The sequence below is a fragment of the Cellulomonas sp. JZ18 genome, from assembly GCF_009720485.1.
GTDB lineage: Bacteria > Actinomycetota > Actinomycetes > Actinomycetales > Cellulomonadaceae > Cellulomonas.
The window spans coordinates 1,715,339-1,732,710 of sequence record NZ_CP045245.1; the positions used below are offsets into that span (position 1 = coordinate 1,715,339).

Annotated in this window: 13 protein-coding genes and 1 pseudogene; 8 read left to right on the forward strand and 6 right to left on the reverse strand. The window is 76.0% G+C overall.

Going from position 1 to position 17,372, the window contains the following annotated elements; genetic code table 11:
• Nucleotides 1-55 precede the first annotated feature (55 nt).
• Genes GC089_RS07845 through GC089_RS07855 form a run of 3 tightly spaced genes read left to right on the forward strand, consistent with a single transcriptional unit; the run spans nt 56 to nt 5,590 of the window.
• A complete protein-coding gene (locus tag GC089_RS07845) occupies nt 56-1,531 on the forward strand; it encodes a DUF3375 domain-containing protein (RefSeq protein WP_155377226.1) in 1,476 nt (491 codons plus the stop codon).
• The gene (locus tag GC089_RS07850; protein WP_196250862.1) at nt 1,524-2,216 is read left to right on the forward strand and encodes a DUF4194 domain-containing protein; all 693 of its coding nucleotides are present in this window, start codon (nt 1,524-1,526) and stop codon (nt 2,214-2,216) included. The genes GC089_RS07845 and GC089_RS07850 overlap by 8 nt, the downstream gene beginning before the upstream one ends.
• The gene (locus tag GC089_RS07855) at nt 2,213-5,590 is read left to right on the forward strand and encodes an ATP-binding protein (protein WP_155377227.1); all 3,378 of its coding nucleotides are present in this window, start codon (nt 2,213-2,215) and stop codon (nt 5,588-5,590) included. The genes GC089_RS07850 and GC089_RS07855 overlap by 4 nt, the downstream gene beginning before the upstream one ends.
• A 31-nt stretch (nt 5,591-5,621) precedes the next feature.
• Here GC089_RS07855 and GC089_RS07860 read toward each other — a convergent pair whose 3' ends face one another.
• Complete coding sequence (locus tag GC089_RS07860; protein WP_196250863.1) at nt 5,622-7,442, reverse strand: glycoside hydrolase family 6 protein; 1,821 nt, start codon at nt 7,440-7,442, stop codon at nt 5,622-5,624.
• Nucleotides 7,443-7,647: 205 nt separating this feature from the next.
• On the opposite strand from GC089_RS07860, the gene GC089_RS07865 reads away from it, so the two are divergent.
• Entirely contained in the window at nt 7,648-8,037 is a 390-nt protein-coding gene (locus GC089_RS07865; protein ID WP_155377229.1) for a helix-turn-helix domain-containing protein, read from the forward strand.
• A 53-nt stretch (nt 8,038-8,090) separates the two neighbouring features.
• Here GC089_RS07865 and GC089_RS07870 read toward each other — a convergent pair whose 3' ends face one another.
• The gene (locus GC089_RS07870; RefSeq protein ID WP_136519809.1) at nt 8,091-8,681 is read right to left on the reverse strand and encodes a ClpP family protease; all 591 of its coding nucleotides are present in this window, start codon (nt 8,679-8,681) and stop codon (nt 8,091-8,093) included.
• Nucleotides 8,678-9,289, reverse strand: a complete 612-nt coding sequence (locus tag GC089_RS07875) for a ClpP family protease (RefSeq protein ID WP_155377230.1) — start codon at nt 9,287-9,289, stop codon at nt 8,678-8,680. The genes GC089_RS07870 and GC089_RS07875 overlap by 4 nt, the downstream gene beginning before the upstream one ends.
• Before the next feature lie 88 nt (nt 9,290-9,377).
• Here GC089_RS07875 and GC089_RS07880 point away from each other — a divergent pair, with 88 nt between their 5' ends.
• Nucleotides 9,378-10,184, forward strand: coding sequence for an alpha/beta fold hydrolase (locus GC089_RS07880; protein ID WP_230685141.1), 807 nt, complete (start codon nt 9,378-9,380; stop codon nt 10,182-10,184).
• Between the two features lie 21 nt (nt 10,185-10,205).
• Here GC089_RS07880 and GC089_RS07885 read toward each other — a convergent pair whose 3' ends face one another.
• The 3 genes and pseudogenes from GC089_RS07885 to GC089_RS07895 form a co-directional block, all read right to left on the reverse strand.
• On the reverse strand, nt 10,206-10,970 hold the full coding sequence (locus GC089_RS07885; protein ID WP_155379031.1) for a metallophosphoesterase: 765 nt from the start codon (nt 10,968-10,970) through the stop codon (nt 10,206-10,208).
• A 60-nt stretch (nt 10,971-11,030) separates the two neighbouring features.
• Nucleotides 11,031-11,676, reverse strand: a pseudogene (locus tag GC089_RS20010) (alpha/beta fold hydrolase).
• A gap of 122 nt (nt 11,677-11,798) precedes the next feature.
• Entirely contained in the window at nt 11,799-12,596 is a 798-nt protein-coding gene (locus GC089_RS07895; protein ID WP_155377231.1) for a fructosamine kinase family protein, read from the reverse strand.
• Nucleotides 12,597-12,733: 137 nt separating this feature from the next.
• Here GC089_RS07895 and ald point away from each other — a divergent pair, with 137 nt between their 5' ends.
• Genes ald through GC089_RS07910 form a run of 3 tightly spaced genes read left to right on the forward strand, consistent with a single transcriptional unit; the run spans nt 12,734 to nt 17,309 of the window.
• Nucleotides 12,734-13,888: an alanine dehydrogenase gene (gene ald, locus GC089_RS07900; RefSeq protein ID WP_155377232.1), complete on the forward strand. Its 1,155-nt coding sequence runs from the start codon at nt 12,734-12,736 to the stop codon at nt 13,886-13,888.
• On the forward strand, nt 13,885-15,978 hold the full coding sequence (locus GC089_RS07905; protein WP_155377233.1) for a M3 family metallopeptidase: 2,094 nt from the start codon (nt 13,885-13,887) through the stop codon (nt 15,976-15,978). The genes ald and GC089_RS07905 overlap by 4 nt, the downstream gene beginning before the upstream one ends.
• Entirely contained in the window at nt 15,975-17,309 is a 1,335-nt protein-coding gene (locus GC089_RS07910) for a M20/M25/M40 family metallo-hydrolase (protein ID WP_155377234.1), read from the forward strand. Before GC089_RS07905 ends, GC089_RS07910 begins: the two co-directional genes overlap by 4 nt.
• Nucleotides 17,310-17,372 lie beyond the last annotated feature (63 nt).

The window sequence follows — 17,372 nt, forward strand, 5'->3', positions numbered from 1 at the left end:
CCGGCCGCCGGCCCGTGTCCCGGGGCGCTCCGCGCGCCGCCTACGCTGTCCGCCGATGATCACTCGTGCCGAAGGGGCGTACCTGGGCGCCGTGCGCGCGTTCCGGAACCCCATGCTGGACCTGCTGCACAAGCGGCACGCACCCCTCGTGGTGTCCCTGCTGTCGGTCCTCTTCACGGCCGAGCGCCCCACCGTGCCCGTCGCCGACGCGCACACCGAGATCGCCGACGCCCTCGACCAGCTGCGCGCCGCGGGGCACGGCGACGACCTGCCGACCGGGTCGGCCCGCGACCTGTGCCGGCAGTGGGCCGACGCCGGGTGGCTCGTGCGGCAGGTGCTCGACGACGACGTCGAGGCGTACCGGCTGTCCGCGCACGCCGTCGGCGCCCTCGAGGTCGCGGGACGCGCCGGCGGTGCCCGCGCGCGGGTGTCGCAGTCGCGCGTGCGCACGCTCCTCGACGCCGTGGAGCGGCTCGCCCAGGACGCCGACCCGGACGTGCTCGTGCGCATCGCACGCCTCGACGCCGAGATCGCGCGGCTGCGCGAGGAGCTCGCGCGGCTCGAGCGCACCGGCACGGTCGACCCGGTCGACGACGAGACGCTCCTCGAGGAGGCGGAGAACGTCCTGCACCTCGTGCGCGAGCTGCCCGCGGACTTCGCGCGCGTCGCCGAGTCCATCAAGGCCATGCAGCGCGACGTCGTGACGGCCCTGCGCCAGGACGAGCGCCCCACGGGGGCGGTGCTGCGCGAGTACCTCGAACGCGGCGAGCACGTCATGGAGTCGACGGCCGAGGGGCGCGCGTTCGCGGGGGCGCTGCGGCTCATCGGCGACCCGCAGCGCCTCGACGCGCTCGCGGGGCAGATCGACGTCGTGCTGCGGCACCGCTTCACGCGTCGGCTGCCGGCGCAGCAGCGCACCGAGCTGCGCGAGATCGTCCGTCGCATCGAGCAGGGCCTGGACCAGGTGTTCGCCGCGCAGCGGGAGGCGTCCTACGTCATCACGGCGCAGGTGCGTCACCACGACCCGCTGCGCGACCGGCAGGTCGACGCGCTGCTGCGCGACGTGATGGCCGGGCTGCAGGAGTGGGTGCCGGGCGCGCGCCGCGGCCAGCCGGTCGACCCGCTGCGCCGCCTGCCCGTCGCCGAGGTCGAGCACCTGCGCCAGAGCGTCGGTGACCCGCGGCCGCCGGAGCCGCCGGCGCCGCTGGTGGACTGGGACGACGAGCTGGACGCGGTCGCCGCGCACGACGAGGCGCGCGCGTGGGGCGGGCCGCACTACGCGGAGCTGGAGGCGCACCTGCACGCGTCCGCCGGCGCGGACGGGACGGCCGACGTCGCGGCCGCGTTCCGGTCGGCGCCGTCGGACGCGCGCCGGCCCGTGGACCTGCTCGGGCTGCTGGAGATCGCGCACCGGCACGGCATGACGGAGACCGGGGAGGTCGCGTTCGTCGACGCGGTCCGCCCCGACGGGACGGCTCGGCGCCTGGCGTTCGGCGCGGTGACCACGCGGATCGGGGACGACGATGAGTGAGACGACGGACCTGACGGACGTCGAGGAGGCGCCCGGCGACGTCGCCGCCGAGGAGCGCGAGGCGGCGTTCATCGCCCCCGTGCCCATGGAGGAGGACCCCGCCGAGCTGTTCGCGGGGGACACCGGCACGCTCGACGCCGACGTGCGGCGCGTGCTCGTGCGCCTGCTGCAGCGCCGGTTCCTGCTGGCCGAGCGCAGCCCCGCCCAGTGGCGCACGCTCCTGGAGAACCAGCACGTCGTCGAGTCGCGCCTGCACGACCTGTTCGTCCGGCTCGTCGTCGACCACGAGCGCGGCGTCGCGTACAAGCAGCAGGTGCGCTCGGCGGAGCTCGACGTGCCGGTGCTGCTGCGCGACGACGCCTACAGCCGCGCCGAGACCCTCGTCCTCGTGCACCTGCGCACGGTCTACCAGCGCGGGCAGGGCGCCGGGCAGACGTCGGTGCGGGTGGACGTCGAGGAGATCGAGCAGACCGCGCTGACGTACTTCGACGCCGACGACACGAACGTCGCCGCCCACCAGCGCGAGATCCGCGCCGCCGTCGCGCGCCTGGCCAAGGAGGGCATCGTCGAGGAGGAGTCCGAGGGGCGCTACCGCGTGTCGCCGCTCGTGGAGATCGTGCTGAGCACCGAGCGGCTCGGCGAGCTGCGCACGTGGCTGCGCGCGCAGACGGAGGTGGCCCGATGACGATGGTCGACACGCTGTTCGGGCTCGTGCCGTCCGCGTCGACGGGGCAGCAGTGGGTCGCGCGCGACCTGCAGCTGGTCAACTGGGGCGGCTACGACGGGCACCACCGGGTGCGCCTCGCGTCGACGGCGACGCTGCTGTCCGGCGGGTCCGGCTCCGGCAAGTCCACGCTCATGGACGCGTACATCGCGCTGCTCATGCCGCACACGACGCCGTTCAACGGCGCCTCGAACGGCGGCGTCGTCGGGCGTCCGCGCGGCAAGGACCAGCGCAACATCCTGTCCTACGCGCGGGGCAAGCTCGACGAGTCCCGCACGGACGACGGCACGCGCGAGCGCGTGCTGCGCGGCGACGGCCGGGACACGTGGACCGCGATCGGCATGACGTGGGCGGACCAGTCCGGCGCCGAGCTGACGGCCGTGCGGGCCTGGTACGTGCCGTCGGCGGCCCGCACGCTCGAGGACGTCGTCGCGGTCCGCGCGACCGTCGACGGCGCGTTCGACCTGCGGGAGCTGGAGGCCGCCGCGGCGCAGCGGCTCGCGCGCCCGGCGGTCACCGCGACGGGGCTCGCGTGCTTCGACACCGACCGGGAGTTCACCGCCCGCCTGCACACGTCCCTCGGCATCGGCGCGTCGGGGGACGGCGGCAAGGCTGTCGCGCTGCTCGGCCGCATCCAGGCCGGTCAGCAGATCACCACCGTCGACGCCCTGTACAAGGCGATGGTGCTCGAGGAGCCCGACACGTTCGCGACGGCCGACGCCGTGGTCGAGCAGTTCGACAAGCTCAGCGGCACCCGCGAGCAGATGGTCACGGCCCGGCAGCAGGTGCGGGCGCTGGAGCCGATCCGCGAGCACCGCGCGGCCATCGAGGCGGGCGCCGAGCGGCTGCGCGTCATCGAGGCGATCGGCCGGTTCGAGGACGCCGGCTCGCCGGCCGCGCTGTGGCGTGACGAGCGCCGCCTCGCGCTGGTGCGCGACGTCGAGGCGGACCTGCAGCGACGGCACGGGCAGGCCCAGCGGCTCGCCCTGGAGACGAGCGCCCGCATCGACGCGGCGCGCTCCGAGCTCGACGGCGTCCGGGAGACGCTGTGGGCGTCCGGCGGGGACCAGCTGGCCCGCGCCCAGCGCGAGCTGCGCGTGGTCGGGTCCCGGCTGGAGGAGGTCGGCCGGGCCCGGCGTCGCCTCGACGAGGTGCTCACCGGTGCCCTCGGGGCGGGCGTGGGGACGCAGGCCGAGTTCGAGGCCCTCGTCGCGCGCGCGCAGGCCGCCCTGCAGGACACCGACGCGAAGGAGTCGGCCCGGCGGGCGCTGTTCGACGCCATGTCGGAGCGCAAGGAGGCCGCCGCCGACCTCGCCGCCCTGCGGGGCGAGGCGGCCGCCGCGGCACGGCGTCGCGACAACCTGCCCGAGGACCTGCACGCCGCGCGGGCCGCGCTCGCCGCCGCCGCCGGGCTCACCGTCGACGACCTGCCGTTCGTCGCCGAGCTCGTCGAGGTCCGCACCGAGCACGAGCCGTGGCGGGAGGCGTTCAACCTCGCCCTGGGCGGGTTCGCGACGCTGCTGCTCATCGACGTGGCGCACCTGCAGGCGTTCCGGCGCGCGATCGACACCGTCCCGGTCGCGCGGCGCATCCGCTTCGAGGGCGTCCCGACGGGGCTGCGGGACGACGCGGGCGTCGACGCGCGCACGCTCCCGGGCCGGCTCGACTACCGCACGAGCCCCTTCACCGGCTGGCTCAAGGGCGAGCTCGCGTCGCGGTACGCGTACGTGTGCGTCGACACCCCCGGCGAGCTGGCGCAGCACGCGAAGGCGCTGACGCGTACCGGGCAGGTGTCGGAGGGCACCCGCGGCGCGCACGGCGGGCAGGGGTGGGCGAACGTCCTCGGCTTCACGAACACGCGCCGCCTGGCGCACCTGGAGGAGCAGGTCGCCCGCGCGGAGCAGCGGCTGGTCGTCGCGGAGGCGCAGGTCGCCGAGGCGGGCACCCGGATGGACCGGCACGAGGCCGCGCTGCGCGCGTACGCGACGGTGCTCGAGGTGACCTGGGAGCAGGTCGACGTGGACGCCGTGGAGGCCGAGCGGGCCCGCTGGGACCGCGTCGTCACCGAGGTCACGGCCGGCAACCCGGAGGTGGTGCGCCTGCAGGGGCGCGCCGCGGAGCTCGACGTCCTCGTGCAGGACCTGACCGAGCGGCTCGGGCGGACCAAGGGCGACGCCGAGGACCTGGAGCGGCGCTGGTCCGCCACGACCGACGAGGTCGACGCCGCCCAGCTCGCGCTGGACGCCGCGCAGGAGGCGGGCACCACCCTCGACCCCGCGCACCGCGCCTACCTCGACGGGCTGCTCGACGACGCGCCGGACACCCGGGCGGGGGCCGAGCAGGGCGACCCGGTCGCCGTCCTCGCCGCGTTCGACGCGGTCGTCGCGCGCGCCGCCGACGTGCTGCGGGCGGACCGCCAGGCGGCGCAGCAGGCGGTCGCGACCGCACGCGACGCCCTGCGGCGGACCTTCGAGACGTTCGTCGAGCGCTGGCACGACCCCAACCTCGGCACGGACCCCGACACCTCGTACGCCGACTTCGAGCGCATCCTCACCGAGCTCGAGACGAACGGGCTGCACGAGCTCGAGGCGGAGTGGCGCAAGAGCCTGCTGCGCCTGTCCGGCAACGACCTCACGGACCTGCACAACGCGCTCGCCCGGTCCGTGCGCGAGATCAAGGAGCGCATCGGCCCGGTCAACGAGATCCTCGCGGACCTGCCGTTCGCGGACGACGACCACCGGCTGCGCATCGACGCCCGCGACACCCAGTCCGCGGTCGTCGCCCGCTTCCGCAAGGAGCTGCGCGACCTGCGCGAGCTGCTCGCCACGGAGGCCACTGACGCCGAGCGGGAGCGCCGCTACGCGCGCATGGCGAAGGTCGTCGACCGCATCCGGCGCACGTCGCCGGACTTCGCGGACCTGGTCGACGTGCGCCGGCACGTGCGCCTGTCGGCGGAGAAGGTCGACCTCGACGGCAACCACGTCGCGCTGTACGACCACATCGGCGAGAAGTCCGGCGGTGAGTCGCAGGAGCTGGTCGCGTTCATCGTCGGCGCGGCGCTGCGCTACCAGCTCGGTGACGCCGGTGCGGAGCGTCCCCGCTACGCGCCCGTGTTCCTCGACGAGGCGCTCATCAAGGCGGACGCCCGGTTCACGGGCCGCGCGATCGGCGCCTGGCGCGGCCTGGGCTTCCAGCTCGTCATCGGTGCCCCGAACGACAAGTTCAGCGCGCTGGAGCCGCACGTCGACGTCGCGTACGTCGTGCTCAAGGACGCGTCGGGGCGGTCGCGCACGACGCCGGTGGCGGGCGTGGCGCAGGACGCCGCGGGCGGGTGACGGCCGTCCCGTCACCCGCCTGCCGACGGCCTCACCACGCGGCGGCGGACGCCAGCCCCAGCAGGTACTCCTCCCACACCTGCCCGGCGGCCGGACCGCCGTTGCACGTGCCGTCGGACAGCCCGACCGTCTTGATCCACAGGTTCGCCACGTGCGGTCCCGTTCCGGTCGCACCCGGCGGCGTGCCGAGCGCACGGCCGGCCGGGTTGCACCACACGGTGCCCTCCGGCCCGGCGAGCGGACCGTTGCCGTTGCGGGACGTGTCGACCACGAACGCCGCACCGCCGAGCAGCGCGGACAGGTAGGTGCCGTAGGCGACCTCGTGGTCGCTGCGCTGGAAGTTCGACGTGTTGACGGCGAAGCCGGCGCCGCTGTCCACGCCGGCGGCCCGCAGGCGCAGCGCCATGTCCTGCAGCGAGGCGGTGCCCCAGCCGAAGCTGTTGCTGCTGCCGGCGTCGAGGTAGACCTCCGCGCCCGCGGCCGCGTAGGCCCGCACCGACCGCTTGAGCAGCGCGAGCCGCTCGGCGCGGTCGCCGCAGCGATCGAGGTGCAGCAGCGCGTCCGGCTCGACGACGACGACCGCGCGTGCGCCGGCGAGCCCCGCCGCGACGGCGTCGACCCACGCGGAGTACTCGGCGGCGGTGGCGAAGCCGCCCGCCGAGTGGTTGCCGCAGTCGCGGTCGGGGATGGCGTAGGTGACGAAGACCGGGGTGCGCCGTGCGGCGCGGGCCGCGTCGGCGTACGCACGGACGGTCGCCGTGGTGTCGGCGGTGCCGAGCCAGCGGGTCGAGACGTGCGCCGCGGCCTTGTCGAGCAGGTCCGCGTCCGCCGTCCGACCGGCCGCGCGGGCAGCCTGGGCGGCCGCGGCGACGGGGGAGGACGGGGCGACGTACGGCGGTGCGGACGACAGCACGGTGCGGTGGACCCGCTCGGCGGTGCCGCCGTCGAGCGTGCTGCCCCCGTTCAGGGTGCTGCCGGAGCCGGGCAGGGACGGGCGCGGCAGCGGCTCGGGCAGCGGCAGGTGCACGACGGCCGGGACGCGCTCGGTCGTGGGCGCGGGCGCCGGGGTCGGGGTGGACCAGACCGCCTCGCCCGTCGTCGCGACGAGGTAGGCCCGCGCGTGGTCCTTGAGGACCAGGCGGGCGCCGGCGGACGCGGTCCCGGACGACCACGCGCGCGTGCCGTCGGGCGCGGTGACGCGCAGCTCGCCGCCCGTCGTGACGGTGGCCGACGCGCCCGGCCTGCCGGTGACGACCTGCCAGGCGGTGCGTCCGCCGGTGGTGACGGCGAGCGTCCCGTCGGTGCCCATCACCAGGCGCGCGGTGCCGTCGGGGCTGGTGATCGACTCCCCGGGCAGCAGCAGCCCGCCGCTGAGGACCCGGTCCGTGCCGGTCGTCCGCAGCGCCGGACCGTCGACGGTGCTCTTCCACGCGACGCGGTGCGCGGTGTCGATCGTGTAGAGGACGCCCTCCGGCTTCAGGACCGACCGCGCGCCCGGCGCGGCGGTGCCGGTGCTCCACACGACGGCCCCGGTGCGGGTGACGACCTCGAGCGCCCCCGACGGCTGCTGGACGAGGCGGGCGCCGGCGTGGCCGGTGGTGCCGGTGTGCCACAGCACGCGCCCGGCCAGGCGCAGCGTCACGTCGCCGTCGGCCTGGACGGCGAGCTCGTGCGCGCTGCCGACCGCCCGCAGCACGCCGCCGGGGGCGAGCTGCTGGCCGGAGGTCAACCGGTCCGCCGGCGCGGTGAGGGCGTGCGCGGGCGCGGCGAGCGCGACCGAGGCGAGCAGGGTGGCCGCGACCGTCGTGGCGAGGGTCAGGAGGCGGGTGGTGCGGGGCAGTACGCGGTGCATGGGTTCGTCCTCGGGTGGGTCGATCACTCGCCGTCCCATCGTCACCTGGACGGGCGACCTGAGCGGCTGTCCGGGTGAGGAGAGCCGCATCACCACCAGCGTGGTCCGGAGCGTGCCGGTCCGCCCGGTCTGCGCCGTGCGGCGCGCGTTCTGCCCTGAGCGGAGCGGTCGGTCCGGCCGGGGTCGGCGCCGCTAGCGTCGGTCCATGCCGCACGACGTCGTCGCCCTCGTCCCGCACCGTCGGCGCCCCACGGCCTGGCGTCGCACCATCGGCGCCCTGCTGCGCGCGGAGCGTGAGCGCCAGGGTCTGCGCCTGGCGGACGTGGCCGAGCGGGCACGGCTGTCCCCGCAGTACCTGTCCGAGGTCGAGCGCGGGCTGAAGGAGCCGTCGTCGGAGGTGCTCGCCGCGCTGACCGACGCGCTCGGCCTGACGCTGGTCGACCTGGCGCAGGGCATCGTGGACGCGCTGGCCGCGCCCGCGGCCCGCTCGGGCGCCGGGCGGACGGTGCTGACCCTGACGTCGTCGCCGCAGCCCGCGGTGACGGTCCCGCGCCCGGGCGGTGCCCCGCGTGGGACGCGCCTGCTGGCCGCCTGAGGTCGCGCCCGGCGCCCCGTCGCGTGGGCGGGACGGGGCGCCGACGGTGCCGGTCAGCGCGGGCGGGTCGCCAGCACCTCGTCCACCAACCCGTACGCCACCGCCTGCTCCGCGGTGAGGACCCGGTCCCGGTCGGTGTCGCGGCGCAGCGTCGCGACGTCCCTGCCGGTGTGCCGCGACAGCACCTCCTCGAGCTGGCCGCGCACCCGCACGACCTCGTCCGCCGCGAGGATGAGGTCCGGGATGGTGCCCTGCCCGCGGGTCGAGGGCTGGTGCAGCACCACGCGCCCGTGCGCGAGGATCGCGCGCCGCCCCGGGGCGCCCCCGGCGAGCAGCACCGCCGCCGGACCGGCCGCCTGCCCGACGCACGTGGTGGCGACCGGCGCCCGGACGTACTGCATCGCGTCGTAGACCGCGAGCATCGCCGACGGCGACCCGCCGGGGGAGTTGACGTACAGCTGGATCGGCAGCTCGCTCTCCGACTCCAGGTGCAGCAGCTGCGCGACGAGGACGTTCGCGACGCCGTCGTCGATCTCCGTGCCGAGGTAGACGATGCGCTCGGACAGCAGCCGGCTGAACACGTCGGACGTCCGCTCGACGCCGGCACGGCGCTCGGTCACGTAGGGGATCGTGTAGGTGCTCACGGCCGCACCCCCACGCGCGGCGCGACGGTGGCAGGACGGACGTCGGCGAGCGAGTCGACGACGGCGTCGACGAACCCGTAGTCCAGGGCCTCCTGCGCGCTGAACCAGCGGTCCCGCAGCGAGTCCTCGCGGATCCGCTCGACGGGCTGGCCGGTGTGCTGCGCGACGAGGCCGAGCACCGTGTCGCGGGTGTGCCGCAGGTCGTCGGCCTGCAGCTCGACGTCGACGGCGGACCCGCCGATGCCGGCCGACCCCTGGTGCAGCAGGACGCGGGCGTGCGGCAGCGCGAACCGCTTGCCCGGCGTGCCGGCCGACAGCAGGAACTGGCCGGCGCTGGCAGCCATGCCGGCGGCGACCGTGCGCACGTCGTTCGGGATCAGGCGCATGACGTCGTGGATCGCGAGCATCGCCGGCACGGAGCCCCCGGGCGAGCTGATCCACAGCGTGACGTCGGTGCGGGGGTCCTCGGCGGACAGCAGGAGCAGCTGGGCCGCGATGCGGTGGCCGTTGTGCTCGTCGAGCGCGGTGCTCAGCACGACGATGCGCTCGTACGCGAGCCGCGCGAGCAGCTCGTCGTCGTAGGGACGGGTGGCGGTGGAGGTGCTCATGCCCCCACCCTGCGTCCGGCGGGGACGGGTGCGGCGACCGCGCTGCCGACGGCGGATCCGCCGTCGGCAGCGCCTAGGCTCGGTGCCCGTGAGCAGCACCGCGCCCGGCGCCGTCAGCACGACCACCGTCGGGGACGACGGGGCGCCGGTCGTGTTCCTGCACGGGCTGTTCGGGCAGGGGCGCAACTTCACGCAGATCGCCAAGGCGCTCGTGCCGGCGTACCGGTCGCTGCTGGTCGACCTGCCGAACCACGGGCGCTCGGCCTGGACCGACCGGTTCGACTACGGCGAGACCGCCGACCTGGTCGCGGCGCAGCTGCGTGCGGGGTTCGCCGCCGACGGCCCCGTGCACGTCGTCGGCCACTCGATGGGCGGCAAGGTCGCGATGCTGCTCGCGCTGCGCCACCCGGACCTGGTGGACCGGCTCGTCGTCGCGGACATCGCCCCCGCCTCGGGCGGCTCGCTGGGGGAGTTCGCCCACCTGCTCGACAGCCTCGCGGCCCTCGACCTCGCCACGCTGACCCGTCGCGCCGAGGCGGACGAGCGGCTCGCGGAGCGCGTGGACGACCCGCGCGTGCGGGGCTTCCTGCTGCAGAACCTGCGCGCCGACGGCGAGGGCTTCCGGTGGCAGGCGAACCTCGACCTGCTGCGCCGCGAGCTGCCGACGATCGGCGGCTTCCCCGACACCGGCGACGCCGTCTTCGACCACCCCGTGCTGTGGGTCGCGGGGGACCGGTCCGACTACGTGCGGCCCGAGCACGGTCCCGCGATGCGGCGGCTGTTCCCGCGCACGACCCTCGTCACGCTCAAGGGCGCGGGGCACTGGGTGCACTCCGAGCAGCCCGAGGCCTTCGTCTCGGCGCTGCGCACGTTCCTGGGCGCCGCCGACCGCTGACGGCCCGGGGTGCCCGGTCCCTCAGACGTCCTCCGCGCGCAGTCCCCGCTCCGCGTGCAGGCCCCGGTACACGGCGGTGCGCAGCTCCACGGCGTACGCCTCGCGCTGCGGCATGCGCACCTCGCGCGCCACGGCGATCTCCGCCTCCACGTCGTAGGGCACGCGCACGACCTGCAGCGCGAACGGCGCCGACCGGTCCCCACCCGGCTCGCCCTCGAGCACCACGTACGACGCCGTCGGCTCGTCGAGCGGGTTGCCGACGCTGCCCACGTTGAACAGGGTGCGCCCGTCCTGCGTCTCGACGTACGTGTCGTGCACGTCGCCGTACCCGACCATGTGCGGCGCCGGGCCGTCGCCGGTCAGCTCGGTCGTGGCGAACATGCCGTCGAACTCCTCGGCCGTGTGGTGGAACCGCACCCGCACGTGCACGGACCGCGCGGAGGCGTGCAGGAGCCGGATGCGCCGCCCGCTGAGCTCCAGCTGGTGCACGAGCGGCAGCCCGCGCAGCCAGTCCCGGTCCTCGGGCGTCAGCTCGTCGTGCCACCACGTGAGCGCCTCGTCGCGGACCGTGTCGGGGTGCGGCAGGAAGTCGTCCCAGTTGCCCCGCACCGTCACCGCGCAGCGCTCGCGGCTGCGGGCGACGGCGGCGGAGCCCCGCGGTCCCTTGCCGACGACGTCACCCAGGTTGAGCACGGTGCCGATGCCGCGCGCGTCGATGTCGCGCAGCACCGTGTCGAACGCCGTCATGTTGCCGTGCACGTCCGACAGCACCGCGATCCGCTCCACCGGCACGCTCCTCTCCTCGCCCCGCCGCGACCCTAGCCGCCGCGGGGGAGGCCGTGGCGGTCAGGCGCGGACCGGGGTGGGCACGCGGGACGCGAGCTCGTGCAGCGCGTCGAGCAGGACGCGGTTGAACGCCGCCGGGGCGTGGCTGTTGACGTCGTGACCCGCGCGCGGCACGACCGTGAGCCGGGCGCCGGGCAGCGCGCGCAGGTACCGCCGCTCGTCCAGGCGCAGCGGGTCACGACGGCCGTTGACGACCCACACCGGCACCAGCAGCCGACGCAGGTCGCGCAGCGGGGAGTACCCGGCGAGGGCCGCGAGCATGTCCGTCACGACGTGCCACGTGCCCTGACCGCGGCCGAGCCAGCGCGTCACGTGGTGCGACGCGTGCCGGTACAGGTGCAGCGGCTTGCCCTTGATCTCCGTGGAGCAGCCCGCGAGGACGACCCCGCGAGCTTGCCCTCGTTCCGGCCGGCGTACGCGAGCGACGCGTAGCCCCGAGCGACAGCCCGACGAGCAGCGGCGGCACGGGGCACGCGCTCACCGCGTCGTCGATCGCCGCGAGGGCGCCCTCGAGGGTGAACCGCTCGGCGCTGCGCGCGCCGTGGCCGGGCAGGTCGATCGCGTGCGTGGGGTGGCCGCGGTGGCGCAGCACGGCGACCTGGGCGTGCCAGATGGCCGAGGACGTGCGTGTGCCGTGGACGAGCACGATGGGACGGTGGATGGGGGCCTCCTGCGGGTGCGCCCCGGACGGCCGGGGGCGCCGTCCGGGACCTCGTCAGGGTAGTCCGCGTGCCTGAGGGCCGCCTGAGTGCGGGGCGCGCGGACCGCTCAGGCCCCGGCCCAGCGGTGCGCGACCGCGAGCGTCTGCGCGGTGTACCCGCCGCGGAACAGCAGCGCGTGCACCGCCAGCGGGTACAGCTGGTGCAGCGTCACGCGGTGCCGCCACCCGCGGGCGAGGGGGTGCACCCGCTGGTACGCGTCGAGCACGTCCTCGAGGTGCGGCAGGCCGAAGAGCGCGAGCATCGCCAGGTCGGTCTCGCGGTGGCCGCCGTGCGCCGCGGGGTCCACGAGCGTCACCCCGTCCGGCGTCCACAGCACGTTCCCCGACCACAGGTCGCCGTGCAGGCGGGCGGGCGGGTCGGCGTCGTCCCAGGTGCCGGCCCGCAGCCGCGCGGCGAGCCGCGCGAACGCGTCGTCGTCCGCCGGCCCCGTGAGCCCGGCGGCCCGCAGCGCCGTCGCGACGGGCTCGACGCGGCACTCCGCGAGGAACGCGCCCCACGACGCGTGCGCGCCGGAGCGCATCGGCAGCGGTGCGTCGAGGGGACCGAAGAAGCCGTCACCGGACCAGTCGTCCGGCGGTGCGCCGAAGGCGGCGGCACCCGCGTCGTGCGTGCGTGCGAGGGCGGCGCCGAACGCCCGTGCCGCCTCCGGGCCGGGCCGGACGGTCGGCAGCCGCACGAGGTCCAGGTGGTCGTCCGCCACGTCCAGCACCTCGACCACGCGCGCGCCGCCCGCGGCCGCCAGCCACCGCAGCCCCGCGGCCTCGCACGCGAAGAACCCGGGCGGGGCGTCGGGTCGCGCCTTGCGGTGGACGGGACGGGCGGCGTGCCCGGGCGTCGCCGGCATGACGTCACGGTAACGAGGCCACGCCGTCCCGACACCCGCGCGTGACACGGGACGGGCAGACTGGACCGTGAGCGGCGTCACACCCCGACGCCGCCTCACCGCCGCGCGACCCGCGCCCGCCCGACAGGAGACCGGCCATGCAGATCGGCGTCCCCCGCGAGACCAAGAACCGCGAGCACCGGGTGGCGGTCACACCCGCCGGCGTCGACCGGCTGGTCCGCGCGGGCCACGAGGTCCTCGTCGAGACCGGCGCCGGTGCCGGCTCGCACCTGGCCGACGCGGACTACGTGCGCGCCGGCGCCCGGGTCGTCGCGACGCCCGCCGAGGCGTGGGCGGCCCCCCTGGTGTGCAAGGTCAAGGAGCCGGTGCCCGCCGAGTACGGGTACCTGCGTCCCGACCTCGTCCTGTTCACGTACCTGCACCTCGCGGCCGACCGCCCCGCCACCGACGCGCTGCTGGCCGCCGGCACGACCGCCATCGCCTACGAGACCGTGCGGGCAGCCGACGGGAGCCTGCCGCTGCTGGCGCCCATGAGCGAGGTGGCCGGGCGGCTCGCGACCCAGGTGGGCGCGTACCACCTGATGGCGGGGGAGGGCGGCGGCCGCGGCGTCCTCCTCGGCGGCGTCCCCGGCACGGCACCGGCGAAGGTCGTCGTGCTCGGGGGTGGGGTGGTCGGCACGCACGCCGCGGAGATCGCGGTCGGCATGCGGGCGGACGTCACCGTCCTCGACGTGTCGGTCCCGCGCCTGCGTGAGCTGGACGCCCGGTTCGCCGGCCGCGTCCGCACGCTCGCGTCCTCGGCGTGGGCCGTCGAGCAGGAGCTGCTCGACGCCGACCTCGTCGTCGGTGCGGTCCTGCGGCCGGGCGCGCGCGCCCCGCGCCTGGTGAGCGACGCGCTGGTGGCGGCGATGCGCCCCGGCTCGGTGCTGGTCGACGTCGCCGTCGACCAGGGCGGGTGCTTCGAGGGCACCCACCCGACCACGCACGACGCACCGACCTACCGGGTGCACGGCTCGGTCTTCTACTGCGTGGCGAACATGCCGGGCGCCGTGCCGGTCACCTCCACGCGCGCGCTCACCGCCGTCACGCTGCCCTACCTGGCCGCGCTCGCGGACCGCGGCTGGCGGGACGCCGTCGCCGACGACCCCGCCCTCGCCGCGGGCCTGACGACGCACGCGGGGCGGCTGCTGAGCACCGCGGTGGCGGACGCCCACGGCCTGCACGCCGCGCCGCTCGGCGCGGTCCTCGGGTCGCACGCCGGACCGCAGGCATCTGTGACGATGGGCGCATGACCTCCGCACCCGAGGCGACCGCCCTCGACCCGACCAACCCGTTCGCCCGTCCCTCCCGGCTCCCGTACGGCCTGCCGGACTTCCGCGAGGTGCGCGAGGAGCACTACCTGCCCGCGCTCCTGGCCGGCATGGCCGAGCAGCGGCGCGAGGTCGAGGCGGTCGCCACCGACCCCGCCGAGCCCACCGTCGAGAACACGCTCGTGCCGCTCGAGCGCTCCGGCCACCTGCTGCACCGCGTCGCCTCGGCCTTCTGGAACCAGGCCGGCTCGGACTCGACCCCGGGCCTGCAGGCGATCGAGGAGGAGCTCGCGCCGCTGTACGCGGCGCACCAGGACGCGATCTGGCTGGACGCCCGCCTGCACGCCCGCGTCGAGGCGCTCGCGGTGTCGCTGGAGGGCACCGAGCTCGCCCCCGACACCGCCTGGCTCCTGCACCGCACCCGGCGCGCCTTCGCCCGCGCCGGCGTGGGCCTGCCCGAGGCGGACCAGGAGCGGCTGCGGGCGATCAACGCGGAGATCACGAGCCTCGACGCCGCCTTCGGGCGCAAGCTGCTCGCCGGCGCCAACGCCGCGGCCGTCCTCGTCACCGACGAGGCGGAGCTCGACGGCATGCCGCAGGACGCCCGCGACGCGGCCGCGCAGGCCGCGGCGGAGCGCGGGCACGAGGGCGCGTGGCTGATCGAGCTCCAGCTGCCCACCCAGCAGTCCGTCCTGGCGACGCTGCGCGACCGCGGCCTGCGCGAGCGCATCCACCGCGCGTCGGTGACCCGCGGTGCGACCGGCGACGAGAACGACACGCGCGAGACCCTGCTCGCGCTCGTGCGCCTGCGCGCCGAGCGTGCGCGCCTGCTCGGCTACGAGCACCACGCGGCCTACGTCGCCGAGGACGCCACCGCCGGGTCGGCGCAGGCCGTCGCCGAGATGCTCGCCCGCCTCGCCCCGGCCGCCGTCGCGAACGCCCGCGCCGAGGCGGCCGAGCTCGAGGTGGCGCTGCAGGCCGACCACCCGGGCGCGACGCTCGAGCCCTGGGACTGGTCCTACTACGCCGAGCGCGTGCGCCAGGACAAGCGCCAGCTCGACGAGTCGGCCCTGCGCCCGTACCTCGAGCTCGACCGCGTGCTCACCGAGGGCGTCTTCCACGCCGCGAACCGCCTGTACGGGCTCACGTTCGCCGAGCGCCACGACCTCGTCGGCTACCACCCGGACGTGCGCGTGTTCGAGGTGTTCGACGCGGACGGCTCCGGCATGGGCCTGTTCCTCGGCGACTTCTGGACGCGGGCGTCCAAGCGCGGCGGCGCGTGGATGAACACCCTCGTCGACCAGTCCGACCTGCGCGGCGAGCTCCCGGTGGTCGTGAACAACCTCAACGTGCCCAAGCCGCCGGCGGGCCAGCCCACGCTGCTGACGTGGGACGAGGTCATCACGCTCTTCCACGAGTTCGGCCACGCGCTGCACGGCCTGCTCGCCCGGGTCCGCTACCCGTCGCAGGCCGGCACGAACGTGCCGCGCGACTTCGTCGAGTACCCGTCCCAGGTCAACGAGATGTGGGCCTGGGACCCGGAGGTCCTCGCGCGCTACGCCGTGCACCACGAGACGGGTGAGCCCATGCCCGCCGCGTGGGTCCGCACGCTGCTCGACGCCCGCCAGGACGGCGAGGGCTTCGCGACGACCGAGTACCTCGCCGCAGCGCTGCTCGACCAGGCCTGGTACCGCCTGGCCCCCGAGGACGTCCCCACCGACCCGGCGCAGGTCGAGGCCTTCGAGGCCGCCGCGCTCGAGGCCGCGGGGGTCGCGTTCGCGCCGGTGCCGCCCCGGTACCGCACGTCGTACTTCAACCACGTCTTCGGCAGCGGCTACTCGGCCGGGTACTACGCCTACATCTGGTCGGAGGTGCTCGACGCCGACACCGTCGAGTGGTTCGCGGAGAACGGCGGCCTGCGCCGCGAGAACGGCGACACCTTCCGCGCCCGCCTGCTCGGGCGCGGGGGCTCGATCGACCCGCTGCAGGCGTTCCGCGACCTGCGCGGCCGCGACCCCGAGATCGCGCCGCTGCTGGCGCGCCGCGGCCTGGACCGGGCGGACGCCCGATGAGCGCCGCGACCGGCGCGTCCGCCGTGCCCACCGCCGAGGACGAGGTCGTCGACCTCTGCCGCGACCTCATCCGGTTCGACACCTCGAACCCCGGCGACGGCACCGGACCGGGGGAGCGCGCCGCCGCCGAGTACGTCGTCGGCCTGCTGCAGGACGTCGGCCTGGAGCCCGAGCTGTTCGAGAGCGAGCCGGGACGGGCCAGCGTCGTCGTGCGCGTCGAGGGGGCCGACAGCAGCCGTCCCGCGCTCGTCCTGCACGGTCATCTCGACGTCGTCCCCGCCCACGCCCCGGACTGGAGCGTCGACCCGTTCGCCGCCGAGGTCCGCGACGGCCTCGTGTGGGGCCGTGGCGCGGTGGACATGAAGGACATGGACGCGATGATCCTCGCGGTCGTGCGCCAGATGGTCCGCGAGGGACGGCGCCCCGCACGCGACCTCGTCGTCGCGATGTTCGCCGACGAGGAGGCCGGCGGCCGCCTCGGTGCCGGCTGGGCGGTGGAGCACCGGCCGGAGCTGTTCGCCGGCGCCACGGAGGCGATCAGCGAGGTCGGCGGCTTCTCGGTCGACGTGGCGGGGCAGCGCGTGTACCTGCTCCAGACGGCCGAGAAGGGACTGGGCTGGCTGCGCCTGGTCGCCTCGGGCCGGGCCGGTCACGGCAGCCAAGTGCACACCGACAACGCGGTCGTGCACCTCGCCGAGGCCGTGGCCCGCATCGGCCGGCACCCGTGGCCCGTGCAGCTCACGCCGACGGTGCGGGCGCTGCTCGAGGGCGTCGCCGAGCTGACGGGTCTGCGGTTCGACCCCGAGGACCCGGCCTCGCTCGACGCGCTCGTCGACGCGCTCGGCCCCGCGAGCCGGTTCGTGGGGGCGACGCTGCGGCACAGCACGAACCCCACCCGGCTGGCGGCCGGCTACAAGGAGAACGTGGTGCCCGGGGCCGCGACGGCCGCGGTCGACGGCCGGTTCCTGCCCGGGCTCTCCGAGGAGTTCGACGCACAGGTCGCGGCGCTCGCGGGGCCGCACGTGCGGGTCGAGGACATCGTGCGGGACACGGGCCTGGAGGTGCCGTTCGAGGGTGCGCTCGTCGACGCGATGGTCGCGGCCGTCACCGCCGAGGACCCCGACGCGCACGTCCTGCCGTACATGCTCTCGGGCGGCACCGACAACAAGTCGCTGTCGCGCCTGGGCATCACGGGGTACGGCTTCGCGCCGCTGCGCCTGCCGGCGGACCTCGACTTCGCGGGCATGTTCCACGGCGTCGACGAGCGCGTGCCGGTGGACGCGCTGCGGTTCGGCACACGCGTGCTGGACCGGCTGCTCACCACCTGCTGACGGCGTCACCACCACCTCGGACGAGGAGCGCCCCGCACCGACGGTGCGGGGCGCTCGTGCGTC

Coding starts and splice junctions, on each gene's coding strand:
- GC089_RS07845 (WP_155377226.1), top strand. CDS start 56: ATGATCACTCGTGCCGAAGGGGCGTACCTGGGCGCCGTGCGCGCGTTC.
- GC089_RS07850 (WP_196250862.1), top strand. CDS start 1,524: ATGAGTGAGACGACGGACCTGACGGACGTCGAGGAGGCGCCCGGCGAC.
- GC089_RS07855 (WP_155377227.1), top strand. CDS start 2,213: ATGACGATGGTCGACACGCTGTTCGGGCTCGTGCCGTCCGCGTCGACG.
- GC089_RS07860 (WP_196250863.1), bottom strand. CDS start 7,442: ATGCACCGCGTACTGCCCCGCACCACCCGCCTCCTGACCCTCGCCACG.
- GC089_RS07865 (WP_155377229.1), top strand. CDS start 7,648: ATGCCGCACGACGTCGTCGCCCTCGTCCCGCACCGTCGGCGCCCCACG.
- GC089_RS07875 (WP_155377230.1), bottom strand. CDS start 9,289: ATGAGCACCTCCACCGCCACCCGTCCCTACGACGACGAGCTGCTCGCG.
- GC089_RS07895 (WP_155377231.1), bottom strand. CDS start 12,596: ATGCCGGCGACGCCCGGGCACGCCGCCCGTCCCGTCCACCGCAAGGCG.
- ald (WP_155377232.1), top strand. CDS start 12,734: ATGCAGATCGGCGTCCCCCGCGAGACCAAGAACCGCGAGCACCGGGTG.
- GC089_RS07905 (WP_155377233.1), top strand. CDS start 13,885: ATGACCTCCGCACCCGAGGCGACCGCCCTCGACCCGACCAACCCGTTC.
- GC089_RS07910 (WP_155377234.1), top strand. CDS start 15,975: ATGAGCGCCGCGACCGGCGCGTCCGCCGTGCCCACCGCCGAGGACGAG.